The organism is Bacillus sp. DX3.1, from assembly GCF_030292155.1.
Lineage (GTDB): Bacteria > Bacillota > Bacilli > Bacillales > Bacillaceae_G > Bacillus_A.
Genome location: NZ_CP128153.1, coordinates 2,927,136 through 2,946,013, shown reverse-complemented (window position 1 = coordinate 2,946,013; position 18,878 = coordinate 2,927,136). Strand labels below are relative to the sequence as shown.

Annotated in this window: 23 protein-coding genes and 2 pseudogenes; 21 read left to right on the top strand and 4 right to left on the bottom strand. The window is 31.9% G+C overall.

Annotated features, from left to right (window positions below; translation table 11 throughout):
• Nucleotides 1-77: 77 nt before the first annotated feature.
• The 5 genes and pseudogenes from QRE67_RS14565 to QRE67_RS14545 form a co-directional block, all read left to right on the top strand.
• Nucleotides 78-398: pseudogene (locus QRE67_RS14565) on the top strand (SMI1/KNR4 family protein); the annotation flags it as partial.
• A complete protein-coding gene (locus tag QRE67_RS14560) occupies nucleotides 382-759 on the top strand; it encodes a hypothetical protein (RefSeq protein ID WP_286120882.1) in 378 nt (125 codons plus the stop codon). The pseudogene QRE67_RS14565 and the gene QRE67_RS14560, both read left to right, overlap by 17 nt.
• Nucleotides 760-844: 85 nt before the next feature.
• Nucleotides 845-1,225 (top strand): hypothetical protein, encoded by a 381-nt coding sequence (locus QRE67_RS14555; RefSeq protein WP_286120881.1) that lies wholly within the window; start codon nucleotides 845-847, stop codon nucleotides 1,223-1,225.
• Between the two features lie 131 nt (nucleotides 1,226-1,356).
• The gene (locus QRE67_RS14550; RefSeq protein WP_286120880.1) at nucleotides 1,357-1,806 is read left to right on the top strand and encodes an SMI1/KNR4 family protein; all 450 of its coding nucleotides are present in this window, start codon (nucleotides 1,357-1,359) and stop codon (nucleotides 1,804-1,806) included.
• Nucleotides 1,807-2,052: 246 nt separating this feature from the next.
• Nucleotides 2,053-2,622, top strand: coding sequence for a suppressor of fused domain protein (locus tag QRE67_RS14545; RefSeq protein ID WP_286120879.1), 570 nt, complete (start codon nucleotides 2,053-2,055; stop codon nucleotides 2,620-2,622).
• A gap of 509 nt (nucleotides 2,623-3,131) precedes the next feature.
• Here QRE67_RS14545 and QRE67_RS14540 read toward each other — a convergent pair.
• Nucleotides 3,132-4,004, bottom strand: a complete 873-nt coding sequence (locus tag QRE67_RS14540) for a YitT family protein (protein WP_286120878.1) — start codon at nucleotides 4,002-4,004, stop codon at nucleotides 3,132-3,134.
• Between the two features lie 351 nt (nucleotides 4,005-4,355).
• Here QRE67_RS14540 and QRE67_RS14535 point away from each other — a divergent pair, with 351 nt between their 5' ends.
• The 3 genes and pseudogenes from QRE67_RS14535 to QRE67_RS14525 all read left to right on the top strand — a co-directional run.
• A complete protein-coding gene (locus QRE67_RS14535) occupies nucleotides 4,356-5,372 on the top strand; it encodes a transposase (RefSeq protein ID WP_286120876.1) in 1,017 nt (338 codons plus the stop codon).
• 29 nt (nucleotides 5,373-5,401) lie between these two features.
• Nucleotides 5,402-5,650 carry a zinc ribbon domain-containing protein gene (locus QRE67_RS14530; protein ID WP_286120875.1) on the top strand — a complete coding sequence of 83 codons (249 nt, stop codon included), beginning with the start codon at nucleotides 5,402-5,404 and terminating at the stop codon, nucleotides 5,648-5,650.
• Between the two features lie 315 nt (nucleotides 5,651-5,965).
• Nucleotides 5,966-6,112: pseudogene (locus QRE67_RS14525) on the top strand (suppressor of fused domain protein); the annotation flags it as partial.
• 138 nt (nucleotides 6,113-6,250) lie between these two features.
• Here QRE67_RS14525 and QRE67_RS14520 read toward each other — a convergent pair.
• From QRE67_RS14520 to QRE67_RS14510, 3 genes are read right to left on the bottom strand one after another with little or no spacing between them, the layout of a single operon-like run.
• Nucleotides 6,251-6,733: a CcdC family protein gene (locus QRE67_RS14520; protein WP_286120874.1), complete on the bottom strand. Its 483-nt coding sequence runs from the start codon at nucleotides 6,731-6,733 to the stop codon at nucleotides 6,251-6,253.
• A 13-nt stretch (nucleotides 6,734-6,746) separates the two neighbouring features.
• Nucleotides 6,747-7,145, bottom strand: a complete 399-nt coding sequence (locus QRE67_RS14515; protein WP_286120872.1) for a DUF2871 domain-containing protein — start codon at nucleotides 7,143-7,145, stop codon at nucleotides 6,747-6,749.
• Nucleotides 7,146-7,191: 46 nt separating this feature from the next.
• On the bottom strand, nucleotides 7,192-7,566 hold the full coding sequence (locus tag QRE67_RS14510) for an HsmA family protein (RefSeq protein ID WP_286120871.1): 375 nt from the start codon (nucleotides 7,564-7,566) through the stop codon (nucleotides 7,192-7,194).
• A gap of 254 nt (nucleotides 7,567-7,820) precedes the next feature.
• Here QRE67_RS14510 and imm47 point away from each other — a divergent pair, with 254 nt between their 5' ends.
• From imm47 to QRE67_RS14445, 13 genes are all read left to right on the top strand, one after another.
• Nucleotides 7,821-8,594: an Imm47 family immunity protein gene (gene imm47 / locus QRE67_RS14505; protein ID WP_483298707.1), complete on the top strand. Its 774-nt coding sequence runs from the start codon at nucleotides 7,821-7,823 to the stop codon at nucleotides 8,592-8,594.
• Nucleotides 8,595-8,671: 77 nt separating this feature from the next.
• Nucleotides 8,672-9,169, top strand: a complete 498-nt coding sequence (locus QRE67_RS14500; RefSeq protein ID WP_286120869.1) for an Imm6 family immunity protein — start codon at nucleotides 8,672-8,674, stop codon at nucleotides 9,167-9,169.
• Between the two features lie 132 nt (nucleotides 9,170-9,301).
• On the top strand, nucleotides 9,302-9,628 hold the full coding sequence (locus tag QRE67_RS14495) for an Imm30 family immunity protein (protein ID WP_286120868.1): 327 nt from the start codon (nucleotides 9,302-9,304) through the stop codon (nucleotides 9,626-9,628).
• Between the two features lie 167 nt (nucleotides 9,629-9,795).
• Entirely contained in the window at nucleotides 9,796-10,575 is a 780-nt protein-coding gene (locus QRE67_RS14490; RefSeq protein ID WP_286120866.1) for a hypothetical protein, read from the top strand.
• Nucleotides 10,576-10,594: 19 nt separating this feature from the next.
• Nucleotides 10,595-11,314: a pentapeptide repeat-containing protein gene (locus QRE67_RS14485; protein WP_286120865.1), complete on the top strand. Its 720-nt coding sequence runs from the start codon at nucleotides 10,595-10,597 to the stop codon at nucleotides 11,312-11,314.
• 132 nt (nucleotides 11,315-11,446) lie between these two features.
• The gene (locus QRE67_RS14480; protein WP_286120864.1) at nucleotides 11,447-11,824 is read left to right on the top strand and encodes a hypothetical protein; all 378 of its coding nucleotides are present in this window, start codon (nucleotides 11,447-11,449) and stop codon (nucleotides 11,822-11,824) included.
• A 78-nt stretch (nucleotides 11,825-11,902) separates the two neighbouring features.
• Nucleotides 11,903-12,445, top strand: coding sequence for a SecY-interacting protein Syd (locus QRE67_RS14475; RefSeq protein WP_286120863.1), 543 nt, complete (start codon nucleotides 11,903-11,905; stop codon nucleotides 12,443-12,445).
• A 68-nt stretch (nucleotides 12,446-12,513) separates the two neighbouring features.
• Entirely contained in the window at nucleotides 12,514-13,017 is a 504-nt protein-coding gene (locus QRE67_RS14470) for an SMI1/KNR4 family protein (RefSeq protein WP_286120862.1), read from the top strand.
• Nucleotides 13,018-13,089: 72 nt separating this feature from the next.
• Complete coding sequence (locus QRE67_RS14465) at nucleotides 13,090-13,572, top strand: hypothetical protein (RefSeq protein ID WP_286120861.1); 483 nt, start codon at nucleotides 13,090-13,092, stop codon at nucleotides 13,570-13,572.
• Nucleotides 13,573-13,746: 174 nt separating this feature from the next.
• Nucleotides 13,747-14,442 (top strand): hypothetical protein, encoded by a 696-nt coding sequence (locus tag QRE67_RS14460; protein WP_286120860.1) that lies wholly within the window; start codon nucleotides 13,747-13,749, stop codon nucleotides 14,440-14,442.
• Nucleotides 14,443-14,939: 497 nt separating this feature from the next.
• Nucleotides 14,940-17,510: a type I pullulanase gene (gene pulA / locus QRE67_RS14455; RefSeq protein WP_286120859.1), complete on the top strand. Its 2,571-nt coding sequence runs from the start codon at nucleotides 14,940-14,942 to the stop codon at nucleotides 17,508-17,510.
• Nucleotides 17,511-17,753: 243 nt separating this feature from the next.
• Entirely contained in the window at nucleotides 17,754-18,119 is a 366-nt protein-coding gene (locus QRE67_RS14450; protein ID WP_286120858.1) for a hypothetical protein, read from the top strand.
• A gap of 178 nt (nucleotides 18,120-18,297) precedes the next feature.
• On the top strand, nucleotides 18,298-18,783 hold the full coding sequence (locus QRE67_RS14445) for an Imm30 family immunity protein (RefSeq protein WP_286120857.1): 486 nt from the start codon (nucleotides 18,298-18,300) through the stop codon (nucleotides 18,781-18,783).
• Nucleotides 18,784-18,878: the final 95 nt, after the last annotated feature.

Sequence of the window (18,878 nt, the reverse complement as noted above, 5' to 3'; positions counted from 1 at the left end):
CTAGATCTTGTTACACTTGTTTCAAAAATGGAGCCTGCTTTTTTGGGGAACAAACTGGTGGTATTGCATATTTTGTCAACATGATTGAGAATGTTCATAACAGATTTTATTACTATGCAAGTGTTTTTATGGGTTTAGTTGATTTGGAAAATGTGACATTTTTAGGTGATAATGATTTGGAGTGGGGGATCATAGATGAAATAGAAGAACCTCTTCAAATTGATTTGCATACATTATTTGGCTTTTTCTCTAATGGAATGGGAACGTATGTAGCTATTGATTATAAAAATTGTGAAAATGACAATGTGACATTATGGTCAGCTAAAGATCTACCTGAATACAATATTAATTTCTGGGATATGGTAGATGAATGGATTGTGATTGGATTTGAAGGATAAATTCAATAAGCAAAAATTTATAGAAAGTAATGGAGATTTTGCTATAAATAAGTTGAAGGATTTTTTATTATCTGAAATTGATGAAGCCACTTTAAAAGATATAAATAAATTTTTAGAAAGTAAAAACGGTGAAGAAAAAAACTTGTTAAAAAAATACTTGTATAATGGTGATAAATATAAAGGAATTTTGCTGGATGGTAATCAGTATTTAATAAAAAAAGAAGGCCATGAAGCAATTGTAATTGATTCAGTATCAGAAGAATATTCAAATGATTTTAAATATACTAGATTTAAATTGCGAATTGAAGATTTCATATATGTTATTAATCATAAAAATATGATATTAAAAGATTTATCATAAGCTAATGTAATTAAGAAAGGGTGGAAGGGCTACTCCTGAGCCGATAAAGATTCTAGATAAAGGACATTGGGAGGAGTAATATTTTATGATAAATGATAAATATTATGTTGGTTTTGAAGGGGAAGTAGAAATTGATTTAGTAAGGAACGATCAGGACGGAAACGAATCTACATTTAGAATATGGAATGGTTATTTTGAAACAATTTTAGATCATTTATTAGATCATGATGTTCCAAAAGAAGGTATTGTTAAAGAATATTTTTATCAAGAGGGTTGGTATAATCAATCTCCATGGCACGTGAAGGATATTAGTCTAACTATAAAACAATTTCGCATATTTGATCCTAACAAAGTGAGGAGTTCAAGTTCTTTAAAGGAGGTATTACCTGAGTTAGTCATAGATATGATTGATTTTCTTGAACAAGCCAAAGTTAAAGAAGAAGATGTTTATATTAAATATGATTAACAAATAAAAGCTGATTCTTATGAATGGGCTTTTGTTATTATTCTATATTTATATTGGAGAATAAATTTATTGCTAGAAAAGTTCATATGGTTAGAGCTAGTATTATTAATGGAAAATAACTAGGAGGATATATGGTGAAAATTTTCAGTTCACGCGATAAACTTTCATTAGAACAAATAGAGGAATTTGAAATAGAGAATGATATTACGCTAACAAAACTATATAAGAGGTTTTTGCTAGAATGGAATGGTGGGAAAGTAAGCCCAAATCTATTTGCCATATCGGATAAACAAGGACCAAGTGTATTAAATGTTTTTTATGGAATCGGAGAAAGGTATGATAATTTAACAGATTTTATAGATATAATGGATGGGAGATTACCTAAAGGATTTATTCCAATTGGAGATAATCCATCAGGAAACACGATATGCTTAGGAACCAAAGAGCCCTATTATGAAAAGATTTACTTTTGGGATCATGAGCAAGAACCAGAAGATCCTGATGATATGAGTAATATGTATTTTTTAGCAAGTGATATTGATGAATTCTTGAATAGTTTATATGAAGACGATGACGAATAAGACAGACATGATGGGGAGACTTACAGAAGGTGATGGCGATTACGTTTTAGGTGCAACTTTGGTAGGAGCACCAAACTCTCATAGTTAGTTAAATCTTGATCCGAAAACTACTAATAGTAAGAGATTTTCACAAAAATATTCAAAGTATCATCATTCAAATTAGAGAACAATAATTTTGTTGAAAAAAAGTATGTATAATCAACTAATTAAAGATGTAACAGGGATGTATAAAGGGGAATTCAAAGAATGATTAATTATGGTGAGCTTTATTATGACCATTATAGTAAATACTTAGGTGAACCAATGGATCGAGAAGTGTTTAAAAATAGTGAGGATATTCCGAGTATACAAATTTTGAAATATGAAAATGTATTTGAAGAATGCCTCGTTTTTAACACACTTGGAGTTAGTAAATATGAAGAAATAGTAGGAGATAATGTTGAAATTTCAATGGTAGTTGATGGAGCATTTCGTAGTACAGGGTATATTCTTGCAAATACTTTATTTTATTGTGTAGGTAATGAAATAGAAATAGGACGAGGAACAGCAATTAGTGGCATTGAAAGCATCGATAAGTCTTTTGTTCAAAAATACAATAAAAGTGCAGTTTACTTTACTGAACCATTTGCTTTCCCAGAAGAATATGGCCACGTACTTACTGGAAATACAGAAAAACATGGTAAAATTTTGTTAGCATTTTTTATTTCACAGTCAGAATATGAATATTTTGTAAAATACGGAACAGAGAAATTTGAGGAATTATTAGAAGAAAATAATGTAGATCCTTTTCATGTTAGTAGAGAATCAATAAATTGAGGGCTAGCTAATGCTGATACAATACTTTATCTTATGAAAGTCAATTTAGCTTTTGTTCTACCTATAGGAAGATTTCTTGGATTGAGGTGTTGTAAAAACTGGGGGAATTATACCCTATTTAAGGAAATGACGTTATGTTGTAAAGTGACAATAATGTTATTTAATTTTCAAACCTAAAACACGCATAACCCCGTTCTGAGTAAAGACGGGGTTAAAATAAGTTTAAATTTTGATGTATAATACTTCACGACACTTAAATTAAAAATATAACAATAAAGTCGTTTAAATCTAAAGGTTCTTCAACAATCGCGTTCAATTGCGGAATATCTAAAAATTTAAAAGAGCTTCAAAAATTGATCTTTAGTTATTGTGCTAACGCCTCCGTTTAAGTACTTTTCATCGTAACCTTTATAAAACATTAACATAAATATCCAGTATAAAAATCACCTTTTAGTAAAACTAAAAAGGTGATTTTTTGTGAAACTATATTAAAATTTTCTAGGTTGTAATTAATGAATATCATGTTTTTTGAAATTACCGCCCTTTACTTCTGCTACGTCATATACCGCAACAAAGGCATTTTCATCAATTTCATGAATGATTTCTTTCATTTTACTTTCTTCTAAACGGTTAATGACACAAGTGATTTCTTTAAATTGTTCATTGGAATAACCGCCGAAAGCTTCTTTATACGTTGCACTTCGACCTAAGCGATCTCGAATTGTCTCTACCATTAATTCAGGTTCCTTTGTGATAATTGTAAAGGTTTTAGAACCACTTAAACCTTCTTCAACGATGTGAATTACTTTAGAAGCAATAAAGTAAGCAATTGCCGAAAGAATAGCCCCTTGAAGACCAAATACTGTTGAGACAACAATAAAGACAAAAATGTTTAAAAATAAGATGAGGTCACTTGTCCCAAAAGGTAATTTTCGAGAAAGTAATACGGCTAACATATCAATTCCATCTAATGCGCCACCATTACGCAATGCTAACCCCATACCAAAACCGATGATAATCCCCCCAACAACGGTAATTAACAATGTATCACCATGAATAATAGTTGGTACGTTGTGCATAAGGATAGTACCGATTGCTAGTGAAGCAATACCGATAACCGAATAAATAGCAAAACTTTTACCAATTTGCTTATACCCTAACCAAACAAAAGGGATGTTAATGACTGCAATTAGAAGTCCTAATGGTACTCCAAATAGTTGTGAGCTAACGATACTTAAACCCGTCACACCACCATCTGATACGTTGTTTGGGATTAATACCGCTTCTAGTCCATATGCTGTTATAAATGCCCCAATAATAATCATTAATGCTCGTAAAACGATTTTTAGTTTATTGGGCTTGTGCTTTTTGATTGTACTCATATAATTTCCTCATTTCAAACTATTTTCTCTTTTCATTATTACACATTTTTAAATCAGTTAGACTCATTCCTAATAACTATTCTAACACATTATCATCAAAATACTTCTTGAAGTATTTTGCCTCTTTAAGTAGAAATCTTCACAATATTTTCTGAAATGTAAAAAAGATATCCAATTTTCTTTTAAGGTGTTATTCAACAAAATAGCCCGATTGTGGAATTACAGAATTTATGAGCGGGAAAGCCCATGTGCTTCAGCCGTGGGATGAAAGTGAATAAAAAACGACACATGTTTTTGTTCTATTTGTTATATTGAACGTAAGGAAAAATAAAGAAGAAAGGAGGATACAACATGTTTGTCACACATGCATTTCAAATTCCATTTGAAAAAGAATTATACGAAGAACTTCGTAACATGCAAAGAGAAACAGCTTCTGTTTGGAATGATATTGTTCGTGAAGCGACGAGCTATTATTTCGCATGGAAAAAGTGGTTAAGTAAGTCTGAAATCCAAGCTGTTCGCAAACAAACGTACAACCTGCACTCTCAAACCGTACAGGCAATTGCGGACAAATATGAAGCAAATCGTGAAACCATTCGTAAATTAAGAAAAACAGATAAAAAAGCAAAGTATCCATGGCGAAAAAAATATTATTATTGTATTCCATTAAAAAAGGCAAGTATGGAAATCACAGATATGACCATTAAAATCAAACGTGTGAATTATGAAGTCAACCTTGTCAATTTATTAACAAAAAAGAAGAAGAAAAATTGGAACGAATCGATTTCAAAGAAAAACAACTTTGTAGTAATACCCAACTTAGCAATTGATGATGTAAAAGATTGCAATTATGCAGAGATTGTTTGGCGTAATGGTGCGTATTGGTTTTGTTATTCAGTGGCTGTTCCAGAAAAAGATATATCTCAGTACAAGAAAAAAATCGCGGGCGGAGATCTAGGTGAAATCCATGCAGTAACGGTCGCAACAAAGGACAAAGCCTTATTGGTTTCTGGAAGAGCCATACGTAGTATTTCACAATTTCGTGCCAAAGCATTAGCAGACCTTAGTAAAAAAATGTCTCGGTGTAAAAAAGGTTCTCGTCAATGGAAAAAATACAAAACAGCACGAAATCGAATCCGTCAAAAAAGTAAAAATCAAATGGAACATTTAGAACATAAAACAACAAAAGAAGTGGTTCAATTTTTAGAACAAGAACAAGTGACACATTTTGTGATTGGAAATGTATCAGGAATTGAAAAAAATACAAAACAAAATGTAAAAAAGAAACAAAAAAATAACAAAAAAATAACAAAAAAAGACGACAACAATTATCGCTTTGGAATCAAGGGAAAATCAAACAAAAGTTAACGTATAAAGCAAAGTTAAAAGGTATCAAAGTGGAAGAAACAGAAGAAAGTTATACGTCACAAGACTGTCCATTTTGTGGTGGGAGACACAAAGCAACCGGACGTCGTTTTATATGTTCTGTTCACAAAACAGAAATCCATCGAGATGTAAATGGCGCCCAAAACATTGCGCGTAAAATACATGAGATGGACGTACAGCCAATCGTATCAGTTGTATACAAACAACCGATTTGGTATAAAAGGTTTTTGAAAAAAAGTATCGCCTGTCGGATGGCGTAGTTGGCACAGACCTTGCCCTCTTGTTAGCGTACTTTTCTATCGAGAGTTGTTCGCCCAAGTCTCACCGCTGCTTGTTTCTTTGGAACATAGTAAGTGAGAAGTTTGCGAAAAAGAATCCCATGGCTTCAGCCGTGGGAGTGGTCAAGTTAAGTATATTTGTAATATAATTAATTTTATAAACTCTTAAAAATATTTATATGATAATATATGATTGTTTTTTATTAACAATAATAATAAATTTCTATATAAGAATTAAAAGGAAGTTAAAATGTTAAACAAATAGGTAATGTAGCGAAATAGAGGAGATAATAAGTTATGGATAATATAAACATTGCAAAAGAAATTCGTTCAGCTATTAAGCTAGGCAATGCTGAAAGAGTTGTTGAACTAATTGGTAATGATATTGAGCGATTAAACATGATGACGCCCTTTGGAACATGGCTGCATGTAGCATCTTCACAATTTTTATGATAGGAAGATAATGCATAGAAAGTATATGTGAAGCTCCTCTATACATTCATGAACGTTTTCAAAGGAAAATAAATAACCTGAGTCCGATATTGTATCGGACTCAGGTTATTTAGGGATGTGCTTTTTTGATTAAAGACTTTTGTCTACAAACCGTATTTCCCGCTGCAATTTCATAAACGAACGGTACATTCCAATTCTCCAAGAGACGATCATCGCAAAGGCGAGTAAGAAGAACATACCGCTTAATTGTCCTAAATCAATGGATTGACTTAAATATGATTTAAAAGCAATGCGAACAACAAGTAAACCGACTAAAATAAATATAAATGCTTTAGAAGGTATTAAATAGATGTCTTTTCCACGTATTTCAAATTTTGACGTTTTAATAAGAAAAATAGAAAAAAATAAACCAACGATAACTGCTTCTAGAATTTCTGTTGTTGTTAATCGAAATTCTGGTAAGAAGTACATGGAAGCTCCCGTACTCATAAAAATTGGTGGGAGTATAATTTTTTTAAGTGTTACAGGTTTCTTTGCTGATTTTAAGCGAAGAAACATCATTCCAACAGCCATACAAAGAGCAATAATACTTGATAGAACAGCTAAGCTCATGTTTGATCTCCTTTTATCCTTTGTATGATTTTTTTAATAGAATCATAAACCAAACGAGACCGACACCGATAATAGAATGGGACATTCCTGCAATATGACTTAATCCTTTAAAATCAGTTCCATTGATTTGAAGAAGTCCGCGGGCCGCCATTGAAGATACTGTTAAAATCAATCCTATATTATAGACGGTGAACCACATGTTAAAACTTTTTGCTTCCTGGAGTGCAAATGATTTTGATAAGGCTAAGGCAATTAAAAAGAATAAAAATCCAAGAACTAGTACATGTGTGTGCAAAAGGTTCAGCAGAGTAGTGCCTTGAATTCCCTGTGCTTTTGCATATTCTCTTGCAAATATGCCTGATAGTAAACCGATAATTAAATAAGTGAACGATGCATTATATAACTTTTTCATCATATACCTCCTAAGGTAGTTTTAGCAATGGTGATTTTTTGGTTAATTAAAAGCTATTTGTCATTCCGTATATAAGTCCGGAAATATATGGAATTAGCCAAATGAACCATACGATAACGCTTAGTGTGTGGAATGTTGTCATCATTTTTGTATCTTTTTTTATTAACACAATTGTTACCCAAACAGCATGGAATAGCATAAGTAAAATTGCTGATAAGCCTGTTATTCCATGGAAGCTGAACAGAGATCCTGCTTCTGCCATTTTCTCCATTAATGTGGTCCCGATCGTATCACATACTAATCCAAGCCAGAAAATAATGACATGCCACAATTTTAATGTCTTTTGAAATTTTTCACTCCATACTCCGATTGTATAAAAAATGAGTGCAGCTGTAATAAATGTAATAGCAGATGCTAACATGTTCATCATTCCTTTTTAACAGTCATTTTCCTTATATAAAGCATGTTACATGAGAATTATGAATAGAATATGAACACAATATTGCATATAAAGCTCGTTTAATTATTATATTAGAATACGATTATAACGTAAACAAAAAATTAAAATGTGCTGTTAATTAAAGAAAACTTTCTTATCTCCTAGTCAAATAGGGGATAATATATTAATAGATAATTTCGAGGAGGTTGAAAAAATTGGTTGCAAGTACAAATTTAATGAATAGTATTTGGTATGGAAATAAACCAGTTGAATCTATCTCAGTTTTGAAAGAGAATATTTTGAGTGCTAAAACAGAAAAGGAAGTTTTGTTAAATTTAATAGAGCTTTTTAAGGCTGGTGATTTTTCACAAAAACAATTGCTAATCCAACTAATGAATTATACGAATGATGAACAAGTATTAAACTTATGTATTCGAATTTTTTGCTCTATTGCTACACATGAAGATATTAGAAATTCTAATAATCTTAAATTTTTAGGTTCAGCAAGTGAATACGCAGTAGATACATTTTCATCATCAGCTGTTACATCGCTTTCTATGGAGATTATCCCGTATTTATTAGTATTACTTGAAGAATGGGATGAAATAACAGATACTTCGATGATAATAAGAGATTCAATTGATTTTTATATAAATTATCAAGATATTATCGGGGAAGAAGTAAGTGTAAACGACATTGGTGAATTTTATCTTAATTACACTGAAAAATGTGATATGGAAAAGTATTATTTCTATCAGAGCTTAGCGTTTCCCGGAGATTTAACAAAAAAACTTTTTGAAAGAGTTATAAGAACAGCGAATAATGAAGAACCATTAAAAATGGAGTTGATACCATCCTTATTATCAATTTGGACGGGTGAGAAAGTACCTGCTGATTATCATACAATAATTAGTAATGATAATTATAAGGATTTTGTAACCTATATAGATGGTCTCTCGAAAAAAAGTTGGGAAAGAGGCCAAAAATATTTTTATGGATTTAAATTATAGTAGTGGATTAAAGGATGAAATTCCTGTTTTCTATAGTACTTGAAAAACAGGAAGAGTTGAATATTCGGAGGCATACAATGTTAGTTACCTTTAAATCTTTAGAGTCAAACGCACAGGTTGCATTTTTATTAGGAGTAAGCGAAACCATAGTTGAGTTGTTATCAACTTCTTTAGAATATGAGGACGTAACCAATGCATTGAAAGTTTGTTGGGAATGGTTGGAAAACAAGCGGTATTCTGGGGATGAAATTTATTATTTATTGGATGATGGAACAGAATTTTCTGGACTGTTTATGCAAATGCAAAACGAAAATGATCCATTGTGGGAATTGGTATGGAGTTGTATTGTGGATGCAGTTTCTTTTACTGACTGGAAAGCATATCAGTATAGGGGTGAAAAGTACCTACCCGCTCCAATTGAAAACGTAGATGAAGATTTAGTACAACAATTTTTAGATAGTTTTTATAGGATAAAAGATACGAATAAGGATATGGCCACAAATTATATTTCTTATTTGACTACAAGCGATACGCTGAAAAAAGAAGATATCATGCATTTTCTGTTTACTAGATGAATCAATAATTTCTTTGTTTGAAATGGAGTATCAAATATTTGTAATTTATTATAATAGGATAAAATCTGTAAGGGAATTGAATGGGGGAAAGTAGATAATAAGGACTGAAAATAATAACGGTTATATATCATTATGTCAAAGGATTATGAAGATGAAGAAGTAATGTTTGGATTGGTCCACGCTATTGAATCGTATTATAGCAATTCAAAGAAGGAACTATATTTTAGAGAGTTTATAGATGCTATGATCAACATGGAGAGTAATGCAATAGAGTGGATAAAAATAATGAATATACGTATATTGAATAATAAGGATATTCTTCCAACTTATATACATGTTGTTAAGCGATATAACGTTAAAGTGAAGAGCTTTTTTGAGGATATTATGAAAGAAATTGAGAGAGAAGATTCGGAGATGTTTTCAAATTCGGTACATATGTTTTTAAAGGACATTAGATAAAACTGGGGTAGAGATATTGATGAACGGAATCTTTTAAATTACGTTTTGGTAATTTTCATAGTATTACACAGGATGCGGTAATTAATAGGAAGGTATTCTAGAGGTTAGTAATCATTTTAAATGAGATAATTATGATCGTTTTATTTTTAAGAGTAAGGAGGATATAAATGAAACCTAATTATTTTTTAATTGAAATGTATCCCACAGTATCTTTGAACAAGGAAGAGATACTAAGTCGTCTTTTAGACGTGTTTGAGTCAAATGAAAAATTTGCTCCTACTCATTGGGGCAACTGTGAAACGGTACGGGTAGAATATAATCGTGAGGAAATTCTTGAAAAAGTGATTTCAGAGCGTAGGGTATCAGAGGTTCACCTTTATCGTGATAAATCTGTGAACTATAGAGGGAGTTTTGAAGTTAATTGGAGCCATCGTTCATTTTTGGAGTTTGAGTTTCATAAGTCTATACCCAAAAAATTATGGCCAGCTTTTTTTGAATTATCTGACCAAATCGCAGAAATTGCGAAACCACGTTATGGAGTAACTCAAATTTTTTGGCCTTTATCCTATCCGTGGAATACCGAACATGAACGCTTACATATGTGGATGGAAATATCTTCTCAACCTGTACCAGTTAGATTTCTTCCCAACGGTCCCTTAGGGCTAAGAGCTAGAACATATTTTGGGGGCCATATATTGGACATGTTTGGTAGAAATTTGTTATTAAATAGCCCAGCTGTGGTATCAGAACTTAATTGGGGTGGTATTTGCATAGATCTTTTAAATAACCCATTACAGGCTGATAGTGACATGTTACTTGATAGTTGGTTACATGTAATGAAATATTTGGAACCAGCTCAAGCAATGGCTATACCGAGTTTTCATGAAAGTCGGATGGTTGTAACCTATTCTCCAAATGTTGCTTGGAAGGACTATCTGAAAAGCTAAATGAAAGGAGATCGTAATAATGAATGAGAAGAATAATGATAGAATAAGAGTGATGGAAATATTAAATAGATCTCAATACAATGATGAGATTATAGATCAGTTAGATATGAGTGATTTAGACCTTACTTTTTCAGACTTGTCAGAGGTTATGGCAGAGCGTATTATGGCAAAACAAGTTAAGTTAAGAGCTTCTTCATTAATGGGAGCAGCGTTTCGTGATTGTGATTGTGATTTTGAGCTGGCTGACTTTAGAAGTTGTAATTTAGAGGAAATCAACATTGCGGATTGTAGGTTTGGTGAAGCGGATTTCTCTAAAGCGAATATGAAATATGCAAAAATAAATATAAGTTATTGTTACGAAACATGTTTTGACGAAGTTGATTTTTCATATGGAGAACTAGTTGGAACAGTTTTAACTTATGCTACTTTTCGCCATGCAAATTTATCAGGAATCGATGCGGAACAAGCACAATGCACTGGAGCGGATTTCAGCAGTGCCAATCTTATAAATGGTAAATTTGAAAAAGCAGATTTGGAAAATGCATATTTATCAGAAGTAGATGCTAGAAATGCAGATTTTACAAGTGCAGATTTGACTGGAAGTATCCTTTGTAATGGAAATTTTATGGAGGCTGATTTTACTGGTGCTACACTTGACAATGTAGATTGGAAGGGAGCAAATGTAGAAGGCGCTAAATTTGATGAAAATGTTAAGAAGCAAGTATTAAACATGATTTAGGATTTTATTTCATTCAAAAGGAAGTTTTGAAATAATGTAAAAAAATAATAGTAGAAGCATCATAAACGTTGGAAGACTTTAAACGGGGACCTACAGTTATTTTAAATGATATGAATGAAGGAGGATTATAAAATGAGTGTTTCTATTTATTATTCTGCAAACCGTAAACAAAAGCTTACTACTGCTGAACAGGAAGTCATTGATAAATTGATTTTGGAATATTCCGTTGATAAAGAAATTGAGAAATATCATAATACGGGTGAAGGATATGACTGGGAAGATTTTACTGTATATAATCAAGAGAATCTAATGGAAGACGATGAAATATTCGCAGGTTCAACTAGGTTACCCGTCAACAGAGATGATGCACTATGGGAGGGTGTTCAACATTGGAATGCATTGCTTTCACAAATTCGTTGTGTCATTTTAGGTGCTGAATGGCACGTGAATGTAGATGATCACGTTCTTGTATGGGATGAGGAGTACTTAGAATACGACTTATCAAAATAAGTTAGGTATAGAGAAGAAGATTAGACGACTGCTAAACGGTTTCAAGTGTTAATTGCTTAAGTTAGATGGGAGAATAACGTGGAAATTAAAGAATCATTAGAACAGTACTTTCATAACCTTTTGCATTTTTGGAATGAGAAATACGGCACACATCCTAAAGCGCCTTGGGATGAAGAAATAGATCCGATTTTATATTTGAGTCATCCAGATGAAGAAGAATACGTGTATTGGAAACCTGTTGAAAAAGTTAGATTAGATGATTTTTCGGGAATTGAAAAGGCCCTTGGTTTCAAAATTCATATTTCTATTAAGGAATACTTTAATTCGTATTGGTTTCTAAATTTGCAAGGATTTTATGGTTCGCGACTTGTTAATCTTGAACCTGTAGAACCAGGTAAAAGTCTATTAGAATTTTTTCAAGTGATGAAACAATACGAAGAAAATAAGGGGAGACAACTTAAATATATTCAAATGGGATTCATCTCTCCTGAAGATATGGCTATTACGGTTGATAATGAAACAGGGCAGGTATTCATAGAGAGTTTTGAAACAGAAGAAAATGAACTGCTTACTAATTCGCTTGTTGAATTAATAAATAATTTAAAAATGAAAATAGAGTAATACGATGAAATTAGTTATTTTAGAGATACATAATAGTAATGATTTAGGTGGTTGGGAGATGGAAGGAAATGAATAAAATAGAATGGCAATTTGCTGATGAAGCTGTAAGTGAAGAATATGTAAAGAAAGTTGGAAAAGAATTAGGTGTTGATTTTCCTCATGAGTATGTTGAGTGTGTATCGAAAAATAATGGGGCAAATGTAGAACCAGAACTTTTTGACGTCCAAGGAATAGAAAGAGTATTTGGAACTTTATTATCTTTTGATGAAAATAGTGGTGAGTATATTGTAGATGTATATAATGACTTCAATGATACATTACCAAATGGATTAATTCCGTTTGCTTTTGATCCAGCAGGAAACTTAATTTGTTTTGATTATAAAAATCATGAAGAGAATCCAATAGTCGTTTTTTGGGAGCATGAAGGTGCATGGGAAAAAGAAATGCTGATGGAAAGTGAAGGAATCACAGCAGAAGAGGCAGAGGAAGTGGCGAGGGAAAATGTATTTTATGTAGCTCAATCATTTACCGAATTTCTAAATAAATTATATGCTGATGAAGATGATGAATAAATTGGAGAAAGAAAAGAGTAATATGTGTAATGAAAAATATAATATTGAAATGAGATGGGTGGAACAATAAGTATGGCTATAGAAATGAAGCCAGAAATAAAAAAGGTTTTAGAAAAAATAAATTTTATTGATAGATATCAAGCGATGTCTAATCGATTTCGAGAGAATTCTAACGATTTAGTTGATAGATTAGGAAGTTACAACATTCAAAAAGTGATAGAAGTACTGAAACATTTTGGATACGAGGCAACATTTGATTATAAAGAGAGATTTTTTAAAGTAGGAGTCGTTCATCATTCACCGCAATATATGATTTGGTTTAATATTAGTCTAGAACATGGAATGACAGAATTCATTTGGGTTGCTTATTATAATGGCGAAGTTCGATTAGGGAGTCCTTGGAGTATTTATCCGAGGTTATTAATAAATCCAAGTATGAGAATAAAAATGCCTGTTTTCCGTAGTTACGAAGAATTGGAAGAAATATTAGAAGAAGCTTTTGTACTTTATGAAGATTTTAAACGGGAGTTAATATCATTATATGAAAAAGAATAGGTAATGATTTTTGAGAAAAGCTCTCGAGTGTTTAGTTTTTAATTTACGAATGATCTCTATTAGAAGTAATTATGTAAGATGGCTAGAGTAGACGGATAATCAAGCAATAAGAAAGGTGGTTTAATAGTTGTTATAAAATACGCAACAAAAATTCATATGAAAGGTATGAAAAGTATGGAGAAAAAAATTCTATCTGAGACAGTAAATGACATGATATTATCTGGTAAGAAAGTTGATACAATTAAAGATAAAGATGAAATTAAAAGAGTATTTGCCAATGAAGGAATACCTTTTTTTGATAAAGTAATTGATTTTCAAGTATCATTTGGTGGCATTTGGTATAAAATTGGTGAAAAATTTTATGAAGGTTTCCAAATGGATATGTTTTACTTCAATGAATTTGAAGCAAAATATGAACTTAAATTTTTTACAAAAGAAAACGGAAAATACTATTTTCAATGTATGGATTATCATTATGCAGGAGATATTGGACCGTGTATTGATGAGGATGGGAAAATATATCATTTCTGCATGGGATATTTTTTCATTAGTGCTGACAATATAGAAGAATTTTTAGACGATGAAGCAATTAAATATTATATTGTTAATAAGCATCATAATTGGCTAACACGCGGTGCTAAAAAGAGTGAAATTGATGAGTTTAAAAAAACGAAAGCTTTGAATAAAATTAAGAGAGAATCATTTTCAGATAAATACTTTGAGTGGTGGTGCAATACCGAAGAAACAATTTTTATAAGAATTGATTTAGTAAGTAAATATAATTATGCAATAGTATATTGTAAAAACCAAAAGGTATTAGAGCAATTGTATAAGTCGAACATATCAGCATGTGTTTTTCCCTCTTTATAACTGAAAATAAATATTAATATTGAGCCAAAGTAGTTTGTTTTATTAATTATATAATTTAAGAGTATAATTTAAATTATACTTCACAATCTTTATTTGTAGCTAATTATCAACATTAGTTTAAAATAAAGCCAAATTTTAATAGAATTTGAAATATGTTCACGAAATAAAAACAGAAAATTAATAATATATTGACCTTTTTATGGTTCGTGCTATAAAATTGAAAGCGATAACAAACGTTTTCTTTAGAATGTTTTTCATGATCTTTTGATATTTAGGGATATAACAAGGAATAAGTAAGTCTTTTTTTTGATGTTTAATGCAAACGTTTTCGTTGATTTCTTATTCCTTTCTATCTTTAATTTTTCTATTAAAAGATCATTGAAATACATAAGTAAAAACATTAAATACGGAGGTGTTATAAAAGCAATTTCTAGATTAACGTATACAGTGTTACTCATAATGAATAGTTCGTAATATTTTAAGAAAGGGTGAATGGAGTGTATATTACAAAAAAATTAATAAACAAGACGATTTTATTACTTACTGTAATTGCTATGCTATTATCTGGTTTTTCTTTTCAAAGTGCACAAGCAGATTCAAATACGAAAACAACTGAAATTATCATTCACTATAAGGAGAAGTCTGGAAATACAAAAGACTGGAATCTTTGGATGTGGACTGAAAATGCAAGTGGTAAACCCTATGAATTTACTGGGGAAGATGAGTTTGGTAAGTATGCTAAGGTGAAAATAGATAGTGACTATAATCGTGTAGGATTTATAGTTCGTACGAATGAATGGGAAAAAGATGGTGGTGATCGTTGGATTGAAAATATTAAGGATGGTCGTGCTGAAGTGTGGGTTCTTTCGGGCGATGATAAAGTATATTATTCTAAGCCTTCCCCTGAACTTTCTATTCAGAAGGCTACCATTGATAGCTTCAATGAAATCACTATGACTACCAATGCTCCATTCAATATTAAGGAGCAAAAAATTGAAATTGAGGGCGTTAACATTGAGAAAGTTAGTCCTTATGATACAAATGATGGAGATATTACCAATAAGGTTAAAATAATTACAGAAAAGAATCTTGATTTAAAACAAACATACAAAATCAAAATGGGAAATTCCATTGAAGCTAATACTGAAATTGGTAAAGTAATTCGTAGCGAGGAATTTGATAATTTATTTTATTATGATGGTAATGATTTAGGTAATATATATACGCCACGAGAAACAAAGTTCCGTTTGTGGGCTCCCACTGCGAGTGAGGCAAAGTTGGTTACTTATAAAAAATGGGATGATGAAAAAGGTACTGAAATAGACATGGAACAAGGTGAAAAAGGAACTTGGATGGCAAAACTGAAAGGGGATCAGAAAGGCCTTCTTTATACATATAAGGTGAAGATTGGTGACAAATGGACTGAGGCCGTTGATCCATATGTGCGTGCTGCTTCTGTGAACGGTGATAAAGGTGCAGTCGTTGATTTAAAAGAAACAAATCCGAAAAATTGGAAGGGGAATAAAAAACCAAAATTTAAAAATCCGGAAGATGCAATTATTTATGAGTTGCAAGTACGTGATCTTTCCATTCAACCTGAAAGTGGTATTAAACATAAAGGAAAATATCTCGGTGTAACAGAAAAAGGAACGAGAGGACCTGAAGGTGTAAAAACAGGTCTTGATCATATTAAGGATCTCGGTGTTACTCATGTACAGTTTTTACCGATATTTGATTATGCTTCAGTAAATGAAGAAAATTTAAATGAACCACAATATAACTGGGGATATGATCCGAAAAATTACAATGTACCAGAAGGCTCGTATTCTACTAATTCTTATGAGCCGACTGTTCGAATTACTGAATTAAAGCAAATGATTCAAACACTTCATGATAATAATCTTCGTGTTGTGATGGACGTGGTATATAACCATATGTACAATGCAGATGAATCCAATTTCCACAAGTTAGTTCCAGGCTATTATTATCGTTACAACGAGGATGGTTCACTCGCAAATGGAACTGGCGTAGGGAATGATACGGCTTCTGAAAGAAAGATGATGAGGAAATTCATGGTAGATTCCGTCATGTATTGGGCAAAAGAGTATAATTTAGATGGATTCCGTTTTGATTTGATGGGTATCCATGATTTCGAAACAATGAATGCGATACGTAAAGCCGTTAATCAAATTGATCCTTCTATTATTCTTCATGGAGAAGGATGGGATTTAAATACGCCTCTTGCGCCTGAGTTAAAAGCAAATCAAAAAAATGCGGAGAAAATGAAAGGAATCGCTCATTTTAATGACGATATTCGTGATGGATTGAAAGGCAGCGTATTTGGGGATAAGGATAATGGTTTTGTGAACGGAATGCAAAACATGGAAGACCGAATTAAAAAAGGAATTACGGCTGGTGTTGATTATGATAAAAAAGTGTCTACTTATCAGGATCCTGAGCAGGTTCTGACATATGTTGAAGCACATGACAATCATACATTATGGGATAAGCTTGAGTTGACTAATCCTGGCGACAGTGAAGAAGTACGCAGAAAAATGCATAAGTTGTCTTCTTCCATCATATTAACATCGCAAGGAGTTTCATTCTTGCATGCAGGCCAAGAGTTCATGCGTACAAAATATGGTGATCATAATAGCTACAAATCTCCTGATTCTATTAACCAGATGGATTGGGTGCGCCGTGCAGCATTCGATAAAGAGGTAGATTATATGAAAGGCTTAATAGAGTTGCGTAACAACCATTCAGCTTTTCGCATGACATCTGCTGAACAAATTAAAAAACATTTAACGTTCATTGATGCGCCAAAAAATGTTGCAGCTTATACAATAGATGGCAAAGCAGATGGTAATAAAAACGAATATTTTGTTGTAGCTCACAATGCGAATAGAGAAGCCGTGGAAATTACTCTTCCATCAAAAGGTCCTTGGAAAGTGCTAGTAGATGGTGAACATGCAGGAAGTAAAGTGCTTTATGTTTTCCATGATAATAAAATTAAGGTTCCTGCATTAAGTTCATTTGTTTTAAAAACAGAAAAACCAATCAAATAAGAATAGATGATGTAAAAGGAAATCTTGCTTGAAAAATCCACTAATCATATCGGGAGAGTAACAGGATTCTTATCATAGACTATAAAGTAAAAGATAGAAACGTTCATATTACTATCAACAAATTAACTCTAAATATGATAATATGTATATTGTGGAAATGATTTGGGATATTATAGAAAATTATTTGAACTGAAAAGTATGGGAATTTTTATTAGGCTAACAAGAATTTAAGGGGAGTTTAAAATGAGTATAAAAGTAATAAGGGCAACAGGAATGATGGGCGGAGCTACAAGAGTGGCTTTAAAGGTAGATAATGAAGTTGTAATGAAATTAGAAAATAATGAAGAGTACACGCTCCCTTCTGATGTAAAAGAAGCGAAGATAAAAGCAAATCAATTGTTTTTCGGAAGTAAAGAAAAACAAGTAAAAAGTGGCGATATAGTTGAAGTTAAGATTAATGGTATAGCGATGCTATTGTTTATGGTATCGTTAATGGCGGTGTTATTTGGTTCAACGATTGGTCCTAATGTTATTTGGTTTGGTGTAATCGGCTGTTTGGTAACGCTTGTTTATTCAATCAATAATTGGTTCACGTTAGAAGTTAAATAGTAGAGAACAGCAGAGACTTTATAAACTCTGCTGTTTTTTTTACATAATAATTGTTTACATAGTGTTTCGTATTCTAGTATCTAGTGAGTATTAATAAAATATAGAAAATCAATTGGGGATTAAGTAGAGCAAGATTAAACAGTAAAAAAACGTTGTGAATAAAATCGGGAGGTACATCATGAGTTATAAAGAACAACTTGCTATTTTATATAAAATGCGTTTTATGGAAAATGAAGGCGATGATATTGAAGAATTTGAAGAAATATTAAATGAATTATCATTTCATGCAGGAAATGAAGTCATTCCAGGTCTTTGTAAAATATTTGAAGACGAGGTGGCGGAACCTTCTGCAGACGATTATGTAATTGAAACTATTTTTTATATTGCAAGCCAGAATGGATTAGAAGATGGACTTGTACAGTTAGCGAATGGAATTCCATATATGTTACCTCAGGCAGAATTTTGGGCAGATAGAATTCATCGAACGCTTTTAAATTCAGAAGAGTTAATTTTGCCGTACAGTAAAGCTTTACAACAGGTTAATGAGCATACGAAACAAATTGTGAAAGATATTTTATGCAATGTAAAGAGGGAGATGCCGGATTTATTTGCGGAAAAGGTTGATTTTATTTTACATCATTCCGCAAGCAATGAAGTGAATTGAAACTGTATAAAAGAAATTTGAGTGGCGGTGCTATGGTTCCTATATTCCATAGGATTTAGGAAGAGGCTGGAAGGAAGTAGTTTTACTAAAAACTA

Excerpts from the sequence above, each read along its gene's own strand:
- QRE67_RS14555 (WP_286120881.1), top strand. The coding sequence starts at position 845 with ATGATAAATGATAAATATTATGTTGGTTTTGAAGGGGAAGTAGAAATT.
- QRE67_RS14550 (WP_286120880.1), top strand. The coding sequence starts at position 1,357 with ATGGTGAAAATTTTCAGTTCACGCGATAAACTTTCATTAGAACAAATA.
- QRE67_RS14545 (WP_286120879.1), top strand. The coding sequence starts at position 2,053 with ATGATTAATTATGGTGAGCTTTATTATGACCATTATAGTAAATACTTA.
- QRE67_RS14540 (WP_286120878.1), bottom strand. The coding sequence starts at position 4,004 with ATGAGTACAATCAAAAAGCACAAGCCCAATAAACTAAAAATCGTTTTA.
- QRE67_RS14535 (WP_286120876.1), top strand. The coding sequence starts at position 4,356 with ATGTTTGTCACACATGCATTTCAAATTCCATTTGAAAAAGAATTATAC.
- QRE67_RS14520 (WP_286120874.1), bottom strand. The coding sequence starts at position 6,733 with ATGAGCTTAGCTGTTCTATCAAGTATTATTGCTCTTTGTATGGCTGTT.
- QRE67_RS14515 (WP_286120872.1), bottom strand. The coding sequence starts at position 7,145 with ATGAAAAAGTTATATAATGCATCGTTCACTTATTTAATTATCGGTTTA.
- QRE67_RS14510 (WP_286120871.1), bottom strand. The coding sequence starts at position 7,566 with ATGTTAGCATCTGCTATTACATTTATTACAGCTGCACTCATTTTTTAT.
- imm47 (WP_483298707.1), top strand. The coding sequence starts at position 7,821 with ATGAATAGTATTTGGTATGGAAATAAACCAGTTGAATCTATCTCAGTT.
- QRE67_RS14500 (WP_286120869.1), top strand. The coding sequence starts at position 8,672 with ATGTTAGTTACCTTTAAATCTTTAGAGTCAAACGCACAGGTTGCATTT.
- QRE67_RS14495 (WP_286120868.1), top strand. The coding sequence starts at position 9,302 with ATGTCAAAGGATTATGAAGATGAAGAAGTAATGTTTGGATTGGTCCAC.
- QRE67_RS14490 (WP_286120866.1), top strand. The coding sequence starts at position 9,796 with ATGAAACCTAATTATTTTTTAATTGAAATGTATCCCACAGTATCTTTG.
- QRE67_RS14485 (WP_286120865.1), top strand. The coding sequence starts at position 10,595 with ATGAATGAGAAGAATAATGATAGAATAAGAGTGATGGAAATATTAAAT.
- QRE67_RS14480 (WP_286120864.1), top strand. The coding sequence starts at position 11,447 with ATGAGTGTTTCTATTTATTATTCTGCAAACCGTAAACAAAAGCTTACT.
- QRE67_RS14470 (WP_286120862.1), top strand. The coding sequence starts at position 12,514 with ATGAATAAAATAGAATGGCAATTTGCTGATGAAGCTGTAAGTGAAGAA.
- QRE67_RS14465 (WP_286120861.1), top strand. The coding sequence starts at position 13,090 with ATGGCTATAGAAATGAAGCCAGAAATAAAAAAGGTTTTAGAAAAAATA.
- QRE67_RS14460 (WP_286120860.1), top strand. The coding sequence starts at position 13,747 with ATGGAGAAAAAAATTCTATCTGAGACAGTAAATGACATGATATTATCT.
- QRE67_RS14450 (WP_286120858.1), top strand. The coding sequence starts at position 17,754 with ATGAGTATAAAAGTAATAAGGGCAACAGGAATGATGGGCGGAGCTACA.
- QRE67_RS14445 (WP_286120857.1), top strand. The coding sequence starts at position 18,298 with ATGAGTTATAAAGAACAACTTGCTATTTTATATAAAATGCGTTTTATG.